Origin of the sequence: Mycobacterium sp. TKK-01-0059 (assembly GCF_000709305.1) — a bacterium.
GTDB lineage: Bacteria > Actinomycetota > Actinomycetes > Mycobacteriales > Mycobacteriaceae > Mycobacterium > Mycobacterium intracellulare.
The window spans coordinates 356,366-370,969 of record NZ_KL446994.1 but is presented as its reverse complement, the minus strand read 5'-3'; the positions used below and the strand labels follow the sequence as shown (position 1 = coordinate 370,969).

The 14,604-nt window shown below is 64.8% G+C and carries 16 protein-coding genes; 1 reads left to right on the top strand and 15 read right to left on the bottom strand.

From position 1 onward, the window contains the following. Positions 1 to 78: 78 nt before the first annotated feature. The 12 genes from K883_RS27980 to ag85B all read right to left on the bottom strand — a co-directional run bounded on the left by K883_RS27980 (position 79) and on the right by ag85B (position 9,694). Positions 79 to 237 (bottom strand): hypothetical protein, encoded by a 159-nt coding sequence (locus K883_RS27980; protein ID WP_020822575.1) that lies wholly within the window; start codon positions 235 to 237, stop codon positions 79 to 81. A gap of 141 nt (positions 238 to 378) precedes the next feature. Then, positions 379 to 894, bottom strand: coding sequence for a hypothetical protein (locus K883_RS20995; protein WP_081614487.1), 516 nt, complete (start codon positions 892 to 894; stop codon positions 379 to 381). Further along, positions 891 to 2,372 carry a serine/threonine-protein kinase gene (locus K883_RS20990; protein WP_036455775.1) on the bottom strand — a complete coding sequence of 494 codons (1,482 nt, stop codon included), beginning with the start codon at positions 2,370 to 2,372 and terminating at the stop codon, positions 891 to 893. Before K883_RS20990 ends, K883_RS20995 begins: the two co-directional genes overlap by 4 nt. A gap of 310 nt (positions 2,373 to 2,682) precedes the next feature. Beyond that, the gene (locus K883_RS20985) at positions 2,683 to 3,609 is read right to left on the bottom strand and encodes a restriction endonuclease (protein ID WP_157884943.1); all 927 of its coding nucleotides are present in this window, start codon (positions 3,607 to 3,609) and stop codon (positions 2,683 to 2,685) included. Positions 3,610 to 3,797: 188 nt separating this feature from the next. Beyond that, positions 3,798 to 4,241, bottom strand: a complete 444-nt coding sequence (locus K883_RS20980; RefSeq protein ID WP_008256854.1) for a nuclear transport factor 2 family protein — start codon at positions 4,239 to 4,241, stop codon at positions 3,798 to 3,800. Between the two features lie 85 nt (positions 4,242 to 4,326). Beyond that, on the bottom strand, positions 4,327 to 5,649 hold the full coding sequence (locus tag K883_RS20975) for a cytochrome P450 (protein WP_020822572.1): 1,323 nt from the start codon (positions 5,647 to 5,649) through the stop codon (positions 4,327 to 4,329). A gap of 55 nt (positions 5,650 to 5,704) precedes the next feature. Next, on the bottom strand, positions 5,705 to 6,127 hold the full coding sequence (locus K883_RS20970) for a lipoprotein LpqH (protein ID WP_008256850.1): 423 nt from the start codon (positions 6,125 to 6,127) through the stop codon (positions 5,705 to 5,707). Positions 6,128 to 6,139: 12 nt separating this feature from the next. Further along, positions 6,140 to 6,973 (bottom strand): SDR family oxidoreductase, encoded by an 834-nt coding sequence (locus K883_RS20965; protein WP_008256848.1) that lies wholly within the window; start codon positions 6,971 to 6,973, stop codon positions 6,140 to 6,142. Beyond that, positions 6,970 to 7,449, bottom strand: a complete 480-nt coding sequence (locus K883_RS20960) for an SRPBCC family protein (RefSeq protein WP_170320593.1) — start codon at positions 7,447 to 7,449, stop codon at positions 6,970 to 6,972. Before K883_RS20960 ends, K883_RS20965 begins: the two co-directional genes overlap by 4 nt. A 35-nt stretch (positions 7,450 to 7,484) precedes the next feature. Further along, positions 7,485 to 7,922, bottom strand: a complete 438-nt coding sequence (rpfC, locus tag K883_RS20955; RefSeq protein ID WP_020822571.1) for a resuscitation-promoting factor RpfC — start codon at positions 7,920 to 7,922, stop codon at positions 7,485 to 7,487. Between the two features lie 105 nt (positions 7,923 to 8,027). Beyond that, positions 8,028 to 8,558, bottom strand: a complete 531-nt coding sequence (locus tag K883_RS20950; RefSeq protein ID WP_008256845.1) for a chorismate mutase — start codon at positions 8,556 to 8,558, stop codon at positions 8,028 to 8,030. Positions 8,559 to 8,701: 143 nt separating this feature from the next. After that, positions 8,702 to 9,694, bottom strand: a complete 993-nt coding sequence (gene ag85B / locus K883_RS20945) for a diacylglycerol acyltransferase/mycolyltransferase Ag85B (RefSeq protein ID WP_009952996.1) — start codon at positions 9,692 to 9,694, stop codon at positions 8,702 to 8,704. Between the two features lie 629 nt (positions 9,695 to 10,323). Between ag85B and K883_RS20940 the strand changes: the two genes are divergently transcribed. Next, positions 10,324 to 11,460 carry a DUF7159 family protein gene (locus K883_RS20940; protein ID WP_036428886.1) on the top strand — a complete coding sequence of 379 codons (1,137 nt, stop codon included), beginning with the start codon at positions 10,324 to 10,326 and terminating at the stop codon, positions 11,458 to 11,460. A 19-nt stretch (positions 11,461 to 11,479) separates the two neighbouring features. On the opposite strand, the gene K883_RS20935 is transcribed toward K883_RS20940, so the two are convergent. Genes K883_RS20935 through K883_RS20925 form a run of 3 tightly spaced genes read right to left on the bottom strand, consistent with a single transcriptional unit; the run spans position 11,480 to position 14,362 of the window. Beyond that, complete coding sequence (locus tag K883_RS20935) at positions 11,480 to 12,040, bottom strand: YceI family protein (protein ID WP_036428884.1); 561 nt, start codon at positions 12,038 to 12,040, stop codon at positions 11,480 to 11,482. A gap of 12 nt (positions 12,041 to 12,052) precedes the next feature. Then, entirely contained in the window at positions 12,053 to 13,066 is a 1,014-nt protein-coding gene (locus K883_RS20930) for an alcohol dehydrogenase (RefSeq protein ID WP_008256838.1), read from the bottom strand. 9 nt (positions 13,067 to 13,075) lie between these two features. After that, positions 13,076 to 14,362, bottom strand: coding sequence for a cytochrome P450 (locus tag K883_RS20925; RefSeq protein ID WP_008256837.1), 1,287 nt, complete (start codon positions 14,360 to 14,362; stop codon positions 13,076 to 13,078). Positions 14,363 to 14,604: the final 242 nt, after the last annotated feature.

Below are 14,604 nucleotides of genomic sequence, written 5' to 3'. Positions count from 1 at the left end.
ACGGCAGCGCGTGCCAAGCCGGCGTATTCCCGTGGGCGGCAGCGCAATTCGCGAGCTTACTCCGCAAATAGGGAATCGTCAGACGAGCGCTGACGCGTCGAACACCCAGTCCCGCGAGGACGGCGGGCGATACCATAGTTGGTCGCGCGGGTTCCACCCGTCGTTGGGGAAGTGCGGATAATCACTGTGGCCGTGCGTGTCTTGGAGGGTGATGATGCCGGCGTGGCCATCGCGCATGGTAGCTAGGCGAATGAAGTTGGGGTTTGTGGCGTGTGATCAAGCGTCTCAGGAATTTTTACAAAACTCGGCATATGCGGGGCTGCCCGGCGTTCGATTTTGTGGCTCATTGCGCTATGTATCGCCGGCCTAGCGTGGAGATCATTGTGGATCGAATTTGACGATGCGCCACGTTCCATTCACCTTGTTGAGACTTACCCGCACCGAGCTTGACGCGATTGATGGCGACGTTTTCTCCCGGCTCGTCGTCGTTTGGTTGACGAAGATAAGGATTGATGCATTCTCGCTGGTTAAGGATTCGACGCCGGCGCGAAGAACAGTGGCGGTGGTAGTGAGGCGCTTCTCCAAAGCAGCCGGCTTCACGATTTCGGCGGTGAATTGCTTGTAATAAGCGAGGAAATCGCCGGCGAGCATTTCCTCGGCGGCGCTGAAGTCTTGATCAAGCGTGTCAGGCGAATAGCTCAATATCTTTACCGTGCCTGAACTCGCCGCCTGCACGGCCGCCTGGCGCTCGGCGGGCTGGTCGGCAACGGGCGGTAGTTGTCGGCTCTTGACCTGTACCTGCCAGCCACCTACTAATGCAGCGGCTAACGTTGCGACGCAAAGTGCAACCACCGCAGCCCACCACACGACGCGCCGCAAACTTGCCGCACTCATTGCACGTCCACTTTGGACACCTTGTATCTGTCGCCGATTTTTTCGACTTGTAGGACCAAGCGCCAGCTTCGTGGACCTTGCGACGGACCAGCGTTATTAGTGACTTTGGATGTCGCGGCGACCAGAACGTGAGCCGTGGTGCCGTTGATGGAGTCCAGGCCGGCGCTATTGACGGTTCCTTCGGTCGTTACGTTTGAACCTACGACCGTTTGTGCGAAACTGGACCTTCTACTCGCGAAATCTTCGTGAAACTGCCCGGTCGATCCGTCGATGATGCGCTGGATATCGCTATCCGCCGATTGAGCACTGAGACTGGTAAGCGCGATCGTGAACTGTTTGGCGTAGTCGACGTACGGTTGCCACTGCGGTGTGACGGTGGACGGCTGCGGATCCGGGCGAAGAACCTGTGTGGCGGCGAAGGCGACACCGCTGCAAAGCAGTACAGCCAAGATCATCGGCACGACCGTCGCCGCGCGCACCATAGGCCTTTTCGTCGCAGTCACGGGCGCTGTCCGATTAGATGCGGCAGGCATCGCTGGCTGAGTGATCGCTGTGTGGGTTGGAAGTTCGCCCACCGTAGACACTCTCTCGGCCGAACGGCTGTTATCGCGAGGAGTCGTATCTTGGCGAGGAGCCACAGCGGCGACGCAGTCAGTGAGTGCACGGGCGAATTCAAGGCATCGCGGGTAGCGTTCCGTGGGATTCTTCGCGAGCGCTCTTGACAGTACCGAGTCAAGATGCGCCAGCTCCGGATGTCGGTCTGCTAGGCGGGGCGGCGCTGAATTGAGATGCTTGCTAATGACCACTGCAGGATTGGAATGTTGAAATGGGGGCGAGCCGGCCAAAAGGTGAAAGGCACTGGCAGCCAGAGCATATTGGTCGGCTCGTCCGTCCATCGATTCGCCCATCAGTTGTTCGGGTGCCGCATAGGCGACCGAACCAACGGTCATGTTGGTGGCCGTTAGGCCGCTGATATCGTCGGTTCGCCGGGCGATACCGAAGTCAGCCAGAAGGATTCGGCGCCGTTCGGCGTCGGACCTCGTGAGCAGGATATTGGCCGGTTTGACGTCGCGATGCAGTAGCTTGCGCTGGTGGGCATAGTCGAGCGCGTCGGCGACGGCGGTGACAATCTCGAGCGCGCCCCATACGGCGAGGCCGTCGCGATGATGCTCACGCAGCAAGCGCACAGCGTCGGTGCCTTCCACATAATCCATCGCGATCCACAACTGCCCATCAAACTCGCCACGATCATGCAGGCCCACGATGTGGGGATGCCACAACGACGCAGCCAGGTCGGCTTCACGGTTAAAGCGCTCACGAAACTCGCCGTCCTCGGTTAGTGACGCAGGAAGGATTTTCAGTGCGTCCAGCCTAGGCAGCCTGGGATGTTGGGCTAAGTAAACTTCCCCCATCCCCCCGGTGCCGAGCAGTCGCTGGATGGTGTAGCCAGCAAAAATTGAACCGTTCGCCAGTGGCATGGGCCGAATACTAGTGATTGCTGCAAAACCGAGTGTGTGGATCACGGATATTGTGCTGAATGCACTGCTGGCGCAAACGCATGTGCGTCTCGCTCTTAAGGGCGGGCACAATAGACAAGTATCCCGCTTGCAGTACGTGCGTAATGGAGGGCCAGCGCAAGCGCCGGGAGCGGAATATGTGGTAGCACTCCGATAGACGTTGCGTCTGGCGCGTCAAACCTGCACGCCGGTGAACCCTCCTTCTGAGCGACCAGCATGCGCTCGGTACGGACCAGCCACCGCTCCCAAACGATGGTGTTCCCTCAAACAGTCAACCCAGCAGAATTCTGGCTGGCAAGTGGCAGTTGCCTGTTTCGTTCACGTGCCGCTTTTTGGCGCGAAGTAACTGGTCGAGCCTGATGCGGCCATCAAGAACCATGTAGATGTCGTCGCCGGTGAACACCACAAACGGGCTTCTGGTGGCGTATTCGTCAAGGGCACCCGCGGTAAAGCCCGCGACACTGATGAAGATGCCCAGAGCGTTGCGCCCCTTTCGCTCTACCTTGCCTTTGAAGATTTCGAGGTCGCCAGGCTCCGTTCGATCTTTTCTCCAACGTGCTTCAACAATGTAGTCGTCAGTGTCGAAGCTCAATGATCCGTCGATCTGCTCGTGGGCAAGGCTGTAACTCAGACGAGGTTCCATATCGAACAGGAGGAACAGGTCTGTCAGCAACAACTCGAACTTCTTGCCGCGTCCGTGAGGGTCATCGGAGGAGTGGAGTATTACGTACCGATCGTGCAGTGCACGGAGGTCATCCGAAAACTGCTTCAATACACCCCGTTTCGCCGCCTGGGATGCTCTAGTTGCGGCTGACTTTGCCCTGGCATCGACCGCTTCGCGGTACGGAGCCGTCAACGTTCGGAGTCGGCCAACCGCGTCGTGAGCTTCTCTCAAGCGCAATGCGCGATCCTCGGGTTCTTTAATGCGTTCTACGTCCGGGAACCGCGTCATGGCGCCTACGTCCAGCATGAGTTGAATCGTTGTCGTGTGGTAGGTGGGTTCCTTTTCGACCAGGCGACTGATCAGCGTGTCTGCGGTCTCGCGTTTCGTCGCGCCGTTGAAGTCTAGACCCGCCAGTAGTTCAGGATTGCGGTGCAAAGCGTCGCGCAGAAACGATTCAAAGGCGCGCTTGTACCAAGTGATGGTCGGCAGCGCGTCCCGGAGCGCCTGGTAGGCCTGCGGCGAGATTCGCTTCACACCGACCATCGTCGCACTGACGCCTATATTTCCCTCGGATCTGTGTGGGCGGTGCGCCAATCGGTCAGTGTCTGGCTAGCTTGGCTGCAAGCGTCCTTCAAAGTTAGGAAGCAGGATGTTGGCGGGCAGCGATGGCGTGGCACATCACGCGCGCGTGCCCGGCTAGAACCAGCCGAAGACCCTTTGATTCAGACCAGCGCTGACGCGTCGAACACCCAACTCGTGTCGCCGGTCGCCAGTGCTTCGAAGTGGTTCGGGGGAGCGAACGCGACGAGGCTGTTCATGTCCCAATAGTCTTTCCAGACGGTGATCTTGCCGTCGACGACTTTGTGGACGGTCACGAATCGCAACACGCCCTGTTCGCCGGTCGCGAATGTCCATGTCTCCGAGTGCTCGTAGAGCACATCGGAACCGTTGGAAACCAGCACGCCGGTGTGGTTCTCGTAGCCCGCCAGGTGTTCCAGGCCCATCTTGAGTCGTTTGACGATGCCCTCGGGGCCGCGGGCCGACAAGGCCGGAACCGGCATGTCGACGTAGAGGCAGTCGTCGGACAAGAATGTCGGGATCGCCTCCCAGTCGCGGCGCGAAAGGGCCTGCCACAGCCCACGGACGACATCCTCGACCGTGATCATAGATACCTCTGTCATACCGGCAAATAAACTCGGTTGCCGCGCCGGTGTCAACTACTGCGGCCGTTCGCGCCGCAATCGCGATCGGTCAGCTTTCGGCGGCGGCCATCGACCGGGCCGGCCCGAGCGCCACCGGCAGCGACGACCATCCCCGCAGCACGCGGGTCTCGCGTCGGCTTCCTGCGCCCGCCGCGCGCACCTCGGGGAAGCGGTCGAAGAACGTCCGCAGCCCGACCTCGCCCTCGGCGCGTGCCAGCGCCGCCCCGAGACAGAAGTGCCGGCCACCGGAGAAGGCGAGATGCCGCCCGGCGTTTGGTCTTTCGATGTCGAAGCGGTGCGGGTCGCTGAACACCGCCGGATCCCGGTTGGCGGCGGCCAGGTACACCAGCACCAGGTCGCCTCGGGCGACGTGGTGCCCCGCGATCTCGACATCGCCCCGCGCCATCCGGGCGGTCAGCTGCACCGGCGATTCCAGCCGCAGGATCTCCTCGACGGCGTTGGGCCACAGCTCCGGTCGTCGCCGTAGCGCGTCGAGGTGCTCGGGCGCGTCCAACAGCGTGCGAATGCCGTTGCCGAGCAGGTTCACGGTGGTCTCGAAGCCTGCCGCCAACACCAGTCCGGCGATCGCCTGAAGCTCGTTTTCGTTGAGATAGGTCTCCGCGGAGCCACTTTCGGCGGTCTGGATCAGCTGGCTCATCACGTTGTCGCTGGGTTCCCGGCGCAGCCGCTGCAGGTGTTCGGCGAGCCAGGAACTGAAGCCCGCGATCCCGTCCTGCACGCTGCGGTACTGTCGCCACGGCAACCCGATGTCCAGGCTCGGCGCGGCCAGCTCACCGAATTCCAGGACCCGCGGCCGGTCCGACTCGGGAACGCCGAGGATCTCGCTGATGATCGAGACCGGAAGTTGCGCGCAGTAGCGCCCGACGATGTCGACGACGCCGGACTCACCGGTCAACCGCTCGAGCAGGTCGGCGGCCGTCTGCTCGACGCGCTCACGCAGGGCGGCGACCGCCCTGGGCGTGAACACCGCCGACACCGTCTTGCGGTAGCGGGTGTGATCGGGGGGCTCGACGGCCAGCAAGGACGGGGCACGCAGGGGGTGCAGGAGGTCGTCGCGGGTGCGGCGCTCGAGCCATCGCAAGGGCGCGGGCAGATTCGATCCGAAGATCACCACCCGGAAGTCGTCGGACCGCAACAGCTCGTGGGCGAGCGCGTGATCGGCGGTCAGGTAGGCGACGCGGCCCTTCACCAGTTTGCCCCGGGCCCGGACCTCGTCGTGGAAGCGCACCGGATCGGCGGCCACCGCCGGATCGGCGATCAACCGGGCCTGGACGTCACCCCGGCGCGCGCCGTACGCCGCGGCGCCGCGGATGAAGCCGTGCATCGCGAACCAGTGCAGTCGTTCCTTCACCGGCCCTCCCTCGCTCAGGTGTCGCTACGAGCGTAGGCCTCGCGCATCGGGGGAGTCAGCACTCCGCGACGATTTTGAATTCGGTGGTCACCACCTTGTTGGGATTGCTGCTGTTGATGCCGTACGCGCTGCCGGTGATGGTGTACGCGTCATGGGCGAGGTCGACATGCGCATCTCCCACGCCGCCTTGCCAAAAGCTGCCCGTGAAGCCGTCGACGTTGCGGATCTTCACCCACTGCGGCATGACCCGGTAGCCACTGAGCAGCATCACCGCCTCGACGCCGCCGTCGTGGTCCGGAATCTTGATGGTCCGATACATCTGGTCTTGCCGGCACGCGGGGGGACGTGTCGTGTGTGTGGCGCCGTCGATGGTCAGGCGGGCGGCGCGGCGGGGCGTCGTCTGCGCCGCGCTGCACCCCGCGACGCCGACGACGACCGCCGCCAGGATCAAAGCGACTGTGGGCAAGCGGTTTTGCACCAGCCGACCTCCTTACTGCCGCTTCGGCGCTAGCGCGGGTAGGGCCTTGACGATACTGCGTCGCACGAGTTCGGGGCTCAGGCCCTTGAAGAAGTCAATCAGGCGAATGCTTTTGGGCACATACCAATGCAGCCGCTTCTGATGGTGATAGGCCTGCCACGCGGTTTCGGCGACGCTGCTGGCCGGCATCAGCCGCAGCGGGCCTCTTTTGGGGGCGGTGGCGCGCAACTCCTCGGCGGTTCTCGGCGCGGCGCCGTCGTCGGAGTGGTTGGTCGTCGTGGTGAGGATGGCGGTGTCGATCAGACCGGGCAGCACGTCGGCGACGCGCACCCCGTGCCGCTGCCATTCCACGCTGAGCGCCTCGGTCAGGCCCTTGACCGCGTGCTTGGTCGACGAGTAGACGGCGAGGCGGGGCATGCCGTAAGTCGCCGACGAGGACGACGTCGAAAACATCAGGCTGCCGGGGGTTTTCTTCAGGTACGGCAGCGCGCCGTAGGCGCCGGTCAGCACCGCTTTGTAGTTCACGTCGACGAGGCGCATCGCGGCGTCATACGGCACGTCCTCGAACCAACCGGATTCGCCGACGCCGGCGTTGTTCCACATCATGTCGAGGCCGCCGCCGGCGTTGCCGGAGCAGAAGTCGGCCAGGGCGCCGTCCAGGGCCGCCTTGTCCGTCACGTCGACGGCGCGGGTCCACAGCCGGTCGCCGCCCAATTCTTGCTGCAGCGTGGTCAGGCCGTCGTCGTTGCGGTCCACCGCGCCCACCCGCCAGCCCTTGGCGTGGAACAGCTTTGCGCCTTCGCGGCCCATGCCGCTACCCGCGCCGGTGATGAAGACCGATTTCACGACGCGTCGGCCTCGACCACGTCTTTGATGCGGTTCAGCGTCTTGGTCATGTCGCGGATGTTGCGGCGCTTGCGCAGAAAGCCGCCGAACAACCAGTACACGCCCAGCCACGGCGCGGGGTTGAGCCGAAACGACTCGGTGACGTCGGTCCCGCCGCCGCTGGGCGCCAAGCGGTAGTGCCAGTTGTTGACCTCCCGATCACCGAGCAGCACGGTGAAGCCGAATTCGCGGCCCGGATCGCACGCGGTGACCTTGCAGGTCGTCCAATACACGGGTCCCATTTCGTTGCGCCGGACGTGGCCGCGGAATTTCGCGCCGAGGGCCGGGCCGGTCGCATCGCCCAGCCACTCGGCCTCGAAAACTTCCGGGGAAAACCGTCCGGTGTTGCGCACGTCCGCGATGAGATCCCAGATCTTGGCCGCAGGCGCCGCCATGTGAACAGTCGCCGAACCTTCCATGGGCTGATCCAAACACAGCTTCGTGCCGGGTCATAGACCACGCGGGCGTGTCATCAGTGCGGGACGGCCGCCTGAATCAACCCGTTGATGATCTGCTTGATGCCCTGCGCCGGGTGCGAGTACCAACCGATCGGCAGGCCGGACTGCGCGCCGCACTTCGGCCAGGGCTCCACGCCCTCTTCGGCGAAAACCCGGTTGGCCACGGCGATTTGCTGCTCCCTGGAGGCGGCCGCCGGGTTGCCGACGCCGCCGTAACGCGCCCAGGTGGCCGGCTTGAATTGCAGTCCACCGTAATTGCCGTTTCCGGTGTTGGCATGCCAGTTGCCGCCGGATTCGCATTGAGCGATCGCGTCCCAGTTGGGAGCGGCGTCCGCGCTCACCACACCCGTGGACGAAGCCATCGATGCTGCAACGAACCCGCCGACCGCTACGGACTTGACGAGAAGCTTGCAGAGATTCTTCATGTCAAGCTTTTCGGCGCGTGTGGCCAAAGCGTTACCTATTCGAAAATGGCGCGAGATATGCCTTCTATCTGCGGAAATCGCGTTATCGCCAGGCCAAATTCGACGGTTAGGAAATGGTGAGGAAAAATTAAATTATTGCTGGCAATACGATTGCGTCGCCGACCAAAGGGCGCGTCGGTAGAGGCCGTCGAGCCGACGACTCGCGACGACGGCGCCCCTGGCGGCGTCGAGTTGGCGCGCGCACGCCGGCGAGTGCAGCACGTCCCAGTTGGCCGATATCTGCGCCAGCATCGCCTGGTTGAGGCCGTCGATCGTCGACCGCGAGGCCGCGAGGTCCGGGGAGTCGGCCGGGGCGTCACCCGGATTGAGTTTCCAGTCCGCGAACCGGCCGTATTCGATGGCCTCGGTCGCGTTGATCTGGTCACCGAAGACCCGGGTGACGTAGTCGCGGTCGATGCGTGCGGCGACGGCGTCGTCGCCGAGCTTTGCCAATTCCTGCCGGACGCGAACGGGGTCCTCAATTGCCCCGTGGCTGTTCCATTTATAGGCGGCCACCGGGTCGGCAACCTGTAGCCGTTGCGCGGCGGCGTCGACCAACGGGGTCAGCGGATTCGCGTCGTCGGCGCGGGCCGGCGCCGCCCACACCGCCAGGCCACCGACCATGCCGACACACAGGGGAACGAGACGGACGCGGTGCGGGCGCGCGCTGCGGGGCATAGCGACGATTCTGGCGTGAATCGCCGCCCCTTAATGCACTACTGCGCCTGACGTGGCGTCAAGCGCAGTAGTGGCGTCTGGTGAATGGGTTATCCGCCGCCGCCCGAGGAAGCGCCCAGCGCGCTCTGCAGGTCGGGCTTCATGGCGTTGAGCTGGGCTCCCCAGTACTCCCAGCTGTGTGTTCCGTTGGCGTTGAAGTTGAACACGGCGTTGTGGCCGCCCGCGGCGTTGTACGCGTCCTGGAACTTCAGGTTGCTGCTGCGCACGAAGTTCTCCAGGAACTCAGCCGGCATGTTCGCCCCGCCCAGCTCCGACGGTGTCCCGTTGCCGCAGTACACCCAGAGCCGAGTGTTGTTGCCGACGAGCGCCGGAATTTGCAGGCTGGGGTCGTTGCGCTGCCAGGCCGGGTCGCTCGACGGGCCCCACATGGCGTCCGCCTTGTAACCGCCGGCATCTCCCATCGCCAAGCCGATCAGCGAGGGGCCCATGCCCTGGGACGGGTCCAGCAGCGCGGAGAGCGAGCCGGCGTAGACGAACTGGTTGGGGTGGTTCACGGCCAGGATCATCGCCGAGGAGCCGGACATCGAGATGCCGACCGCGGCGCTGCCGGTGGACTTGACGCCCTTGTTCGAGGCGAGGTACTGCGGCAGTTCGCTGGTCAGGAAGGTCTCCCACTTATAGGTCGAGCAGCCGGCCTTCCCGCATGCGGGCTGGTACCAGTCGGCGTAGAAGCTGGACTGACCGCCGACCGGCATGATGACCGACAGACCCGACTGGTAGTACCACTCGAACGCCGGGGTGTTGATGTCCCAGCCGTTGTAGTCGTCTTGAGCCCGCAGCCCGTCCAGCAGATATACCGCGGGGGAGCCGTTGCCACCGCTTTGGAACTGGACCTTGATGTCGCGACCCATTCCCGCGGACGGCACTTGCAGGTACTCGACGGGCAGGCCCGGACGCGAAAACGCATTCGCGGTCGCCGCGCCGCCGGCAATACCGATCAGGCCCGGCAGCGTTGCAGCCGCGGCTGCACCGACCACAAGTCGGCGCCCCCAGGCCCGGACCTTCTCGCTCAGATCTGTCATACCTGCCCCTTGTCGGATGTGATCGAATGTGATCGCGGTCTCACAGGAATTTACCGTGTAAGTCCGTCAAATGTCGATTGGGACGCGGACGCGTCTCGGTTTCGTATCGCTTTTACCTCGCAATTTCGCCACCCGGGGATCCGGGCGGCGACCATCGGCGAGTACCCGCTCGGCGTCCGCCTAACCGAGCCGCCGCAAAAGTCGCCGGCCGGCGGCGGCCTCCGGTGTGCGCGGCGCCGAAAGCCCTTGAGACCGCGCGATAGACACAGCGCGCGACCGATCGACCGAGATGCGCTTTCGGCGGACGGTCAGCCGCGGTGCGTGTCGCGCCGTCGACCGTCTGAATCGGGCATCGGGTGCACAGCGACACCTGAATTGTGTGCATGTCCGATAAGAACGGCGCGGCGTCCACTTCCGATCAACCCAATTGGGATTATCGGCGTGTCGCGAGGCGATGTGGACCGGCGCCGGCCGGTTTGCGCCGACCGCGTAGGCTCTGTCGAAGCAAGCCGATGAAGACCACGCTATCCCGTGTCTGTTCCGGCCCTCACGAACCTCCGCACCAGCGGTTTGATGGTGCGCTTCGGTGCGTCTGGGAGCCGAGGCGCGGGACCGATTGGGGCATAGATTTGGACACGGTACTTGGCCTGTCAGTGACGCCGACCGCCGTCGGCTGGGTCCTCGCTGAGGGACACGGCGCAGACGGCACCATCCTGGATCACCAGGAGTTGGCGCTGCGCGCCGGCCGGGGTGTCCGCGCCGTGAACACCGCGGAGCAAGTCGTCGACGAGGTCTTGCGGGTCGACACGGCGGCGGCCGCGAGCGATCAACGACTGCGCGTCATCGGGGTGACCTGGAACGACGACGCAGCCGCTCAGGCGGCGCTGGTGCTGGAGGCGTTGACCGACGCGGGTTTCGACAACGTCGTGCCGGTCCGGTTCCTCGAGGCCATCGAGACCCTGGCGCAGGCCATCGCACCCGTCATCGGTTACGAACAGACCGCCGTCTGCATTCTCGACCATGACGCCACGACCGTCGTCATGGTCGACACTCAGGACGGCGAGACCCAGACGGCGACCAAGCAGGTGCGCGGCGGCCTCGACGGCCTGACCCGGTGGCTGACCGGCATGTTCGACCGCGACGGATGGCAACCCGGCGGGGTTGTCGTCGTCGGCGCACACCGCGACATCGACGGTTTCTCATGGCAACTCGAAAAGGCCTTGCCGGTGCCGGTTTTCGTGCAATCGATGGCCCAGGTGACGATCGCACGGGGCGCGGCGCTGTCCGCGGCCCGCAGCACCGAGTTCACCGACGAACAGCTGGTGGCGCACCACAGCGAACCCATTTCCTCAGCGCCGGCACGACAGCGGCACCTGTCGTACGCCGGGGCCCTCACGGCGTTGGCCGCCGGTGCGGTCACGTTCGTCGGCTCGGTGTCGCTGGCGGTGGGGATTCACGTGGGCCCGGCCAGCGCGCCCGCGTCCAAGCACACCACCCACCCGTCCACGCCCCAGGCCGCCGAGGCGGCCAAGGCCGTCGCGCCGCTTCCTGCGCCCCCACCGGTCAAGCGACCCACCCAGCCGCCCGCCGCCGGCGAGTCCGCTGCCGAGCCGGCCGCGCCGGAAGAGCAACCGGGCGTCGGTGGCGATCGGCAGCCGGATCCGGGTAACGGGCAGCCCTACTTGACCCGCGTGCTCGAGCACATCCCCGGCGACGCGGGCGACGCGGCCGATTCGGCGCCGCGCGCGGCGGGCGGGCAGCCCTGATCTCGCCCGGAAATTTTGTTCACCCGTCCTTGGCGTGAACCGCGGTAAACGTCAATGACACGTCGTCGGCGACCTGGACCGAGCCCATCAGCAGCGAGTAGGGCTTGACGCCGTAATCGGTTTGCCGGACGGCGGTTTCACCCGATATGCGCCACGCGTTTCCGAGATCTTCGGTGCGCACGTCGACGACGTGGTCTCGCGAGGTGCCATGGATCTCGAGCGCGCCGGTGAGCCGGTACCCGTCGCCGGCCCGCTCGATGACGTCCGCACTGTAGCGAATCTCGGGAAATCGCTTGGCGTCCAACGACTTCAATGCATTGGACCGCACCTGCGCCTTCTCGGTCGCGGACAGCCCTTTGATGCCGCCCTCGGCGTTCACCACGGCGAAGGAACCGACGTCGACCGCAAGTTCGGCGCTGACGGGTCGCGAACCCGCCCAATTCACGGTGGCACGCCAGCGCGACATCACGATGGTGAGGCGGTGGCCCATCCGCGCCGCTCGCCCGGCAACACCGGTGTGGAGCAACAGTTCACCGTCGGGCGGGCCGATCGTCCACGTCGCGCCCTTCTCAGAAGTCACGGACCGACGCTGTCACATGGTCAAGACGGTGCGGTAATGCGCCCGCCCCTGTTCCAGCGCCGCATAGCCCTCGGCCGCCTGCGCCAGCGGCAACTCCTCGATCCACGCCCGAACGCCGGACAGGACCGCGAAATGCATGGTGTCCTCGACATCTTTGGCCGTACCGGAGGGATGCCCGACGATGCTGACGCCGGGGGTGATCAGCTGTACGGGGCTGATCGGCAGCGGCTCGGGCGTGACGCCGATGGTGACCAGTTCACCCCGCGGGACGATGCCGCCGACGGTGGCGGCCATCGCCGTCGAATTGCCCGCGGTGGCCAGGACGACGGTCGCGCCGCCCAAGTCCTTCAGCGCTTCGGCGGGATCGTTGGCGGTGGAATCGATGTAGTGATGGGCGCCCAGTTTTCGGGCGTCATCGGCCTTGCCGCTGCCGCGGTTGATCGCGATGGTTTCGAAGCCCATCGCCCGGGCGAACTGCACGCCGAGGTGCCCCAGGCCACCGACGCCCAGTATCGCCACGCGATCGCCGGGCAAGGCTTTCGTGTGACGCAACGCGTTGTAGGTGGTGACGCCGGCGCACCCCATGGGGGCGGCTTCGGCGTCGGAGAGCTCGGCCGGTATCCGGGCCAGGGCGCTCACCGGGACGGTCACCGATTCCGCGTATCCGCCGGGATACTGCCAGCTCGGCACCTTCCCGTTCGCGCAGTGAATGAAGAGGCCCTTGCGGCATTGATCGCAGTGGTAGCAGCATCCGCCGAACCAACCGACCGCGACGCGATCGCCGATCGCGAAATCCTGCACGCCGTCACCGACTTCGGCGACCTTGCCCGCGATCTCATGTCCGGGCGTCAGGGGCCACGAGATGCCCGGGAACCCCCCGTTGACGAAATGCGCGTCGGTGCCACAGATCCCGCACGCGCCGACCGTCAGTCGTACCTCGTCGCGGCCGGGTGATTGGGTTTCGACTTCGGCCAGCTCTAGGGGGCCGCCTGCGGACTGGATCCGGACAGCTTGATGTTTGGGCATCGGCTTAGCTTAGTGCGCGGCAGGGGCTTTCGCTTTGCCATCGGTGTGGTAGTCCACCTGCCAGTGCTTGATCCCGTTGAGCCAGCCCGACCGCAGACGTTCGGGCTTGCCGATGGACTCGAGGTCGGGGATGCCGTCGGCGATCGCGTTGAACATCAGGTCGATCGTCATGCGTGCCAGGTTCGCCCCGATGCAGTAGTGGGCGCCGGTTCCGCCGAACCCGACGTGCGGGTTGGGATCGCGCAATATGTTGAACGTGAACGGATCGTCGAAGACGTCCTCGTCGAAATTGGCTGAGCGGTAGACCATTACGACCCGCTGACCCTTTTTGATCTGCACGCCCGACAGTTCGTAGTCCTCGAGCGCGGTGCGCTGAAACGACGTGACCGGGGTGGCCCACCGGACGATCTCGTCGGCGGCGGTGCCGGGGCGCTCCTTCTTGAACAGCTCCCATTGGTCGGGAAAGTCGGTGAAGGCCATCATGCCCTGGGTGATCGAGTTGCGGGTGGTCTCGTTTCCGGCCACCGCCAACAGGATCACGAAAAAGCCGAATTCATCGTCGGAAAGCTTGTGCCCGTCGATGTCGGCCTGGACCAGCTTGGTGACGAGGTCTTCCCCCGGATTCTTCGTCCGCTCGGCCGCCATCTGCATGCCGTACATGATGAGTTCGACCGACGCGGTGATGGCGTCGTTGTTGGCGAATTCGGGGTCCTGGTCGCCGACCATCTCGTTGGACCAGTGGAACAGTTTCTTGCGTTCTTCCTGCGGCACGCCCATCAACCCGGCGATGGCCTGCAGCGGCAGTTCGCACGACACCTGCTCGACGAAGTCGCCGCGGCCCTCGGCGGCCGCTTGCTCGACGATGTGGCGGGCCCGCTCGGCGAGGTCTTCGCGCAGGCGCTCGATGGCCCGGGGCGTGAACGCCCGCGAAATGATCTTGCGCAGCCGGGTGTGCTGCGGCGCATCCATGTTGAGCAGGACGAACTTGCCGCGCTCGATCTGCTCGCCGACCGTGCCGTCCTTGTAGCGCGGCAGCGCGGTCTTCTGCAGGCTGGAGAACACGTCACTGCGCAGCGAGACCTCTTTGACGTCCTTGTGCTTGGACACCACCCAAAAGCCGCCGTCGTCGAACCCGCCGGCACCGATCGGTTGTTCGTTCCACCAAATCGGCGCCGTGCGGCGCAGCTCGGCCAGTTCTTCGACCGGCAATCGCTCGGCGTGGATGTCCGGATCGGTGAAGTCGAAGCCTGGGGGCAGATTGGGGACCGGCTTGGTGCTGGGCTCGACGGTTGACATGGCGCACTCCTCGATACGAAGTCGTCTAGGCGTCCTTGTGCAAGGAAACCATTGCCGGACCACGGTTGGGAAGCATTGACGCAAGATCGTCGGGGGCAAATTGGAACGTGTTCCGCGGGTGCTCGTTGTCGGCCCCGGTCGTGCGCCGGCGGGGATCGCGGCCGCGCGCCGAAACCGTCTTGTGGCCCGCGGCCCGACCGATATGCTTTGGTGCAGGTCACCGGCGACGACAGGCGGGGTGG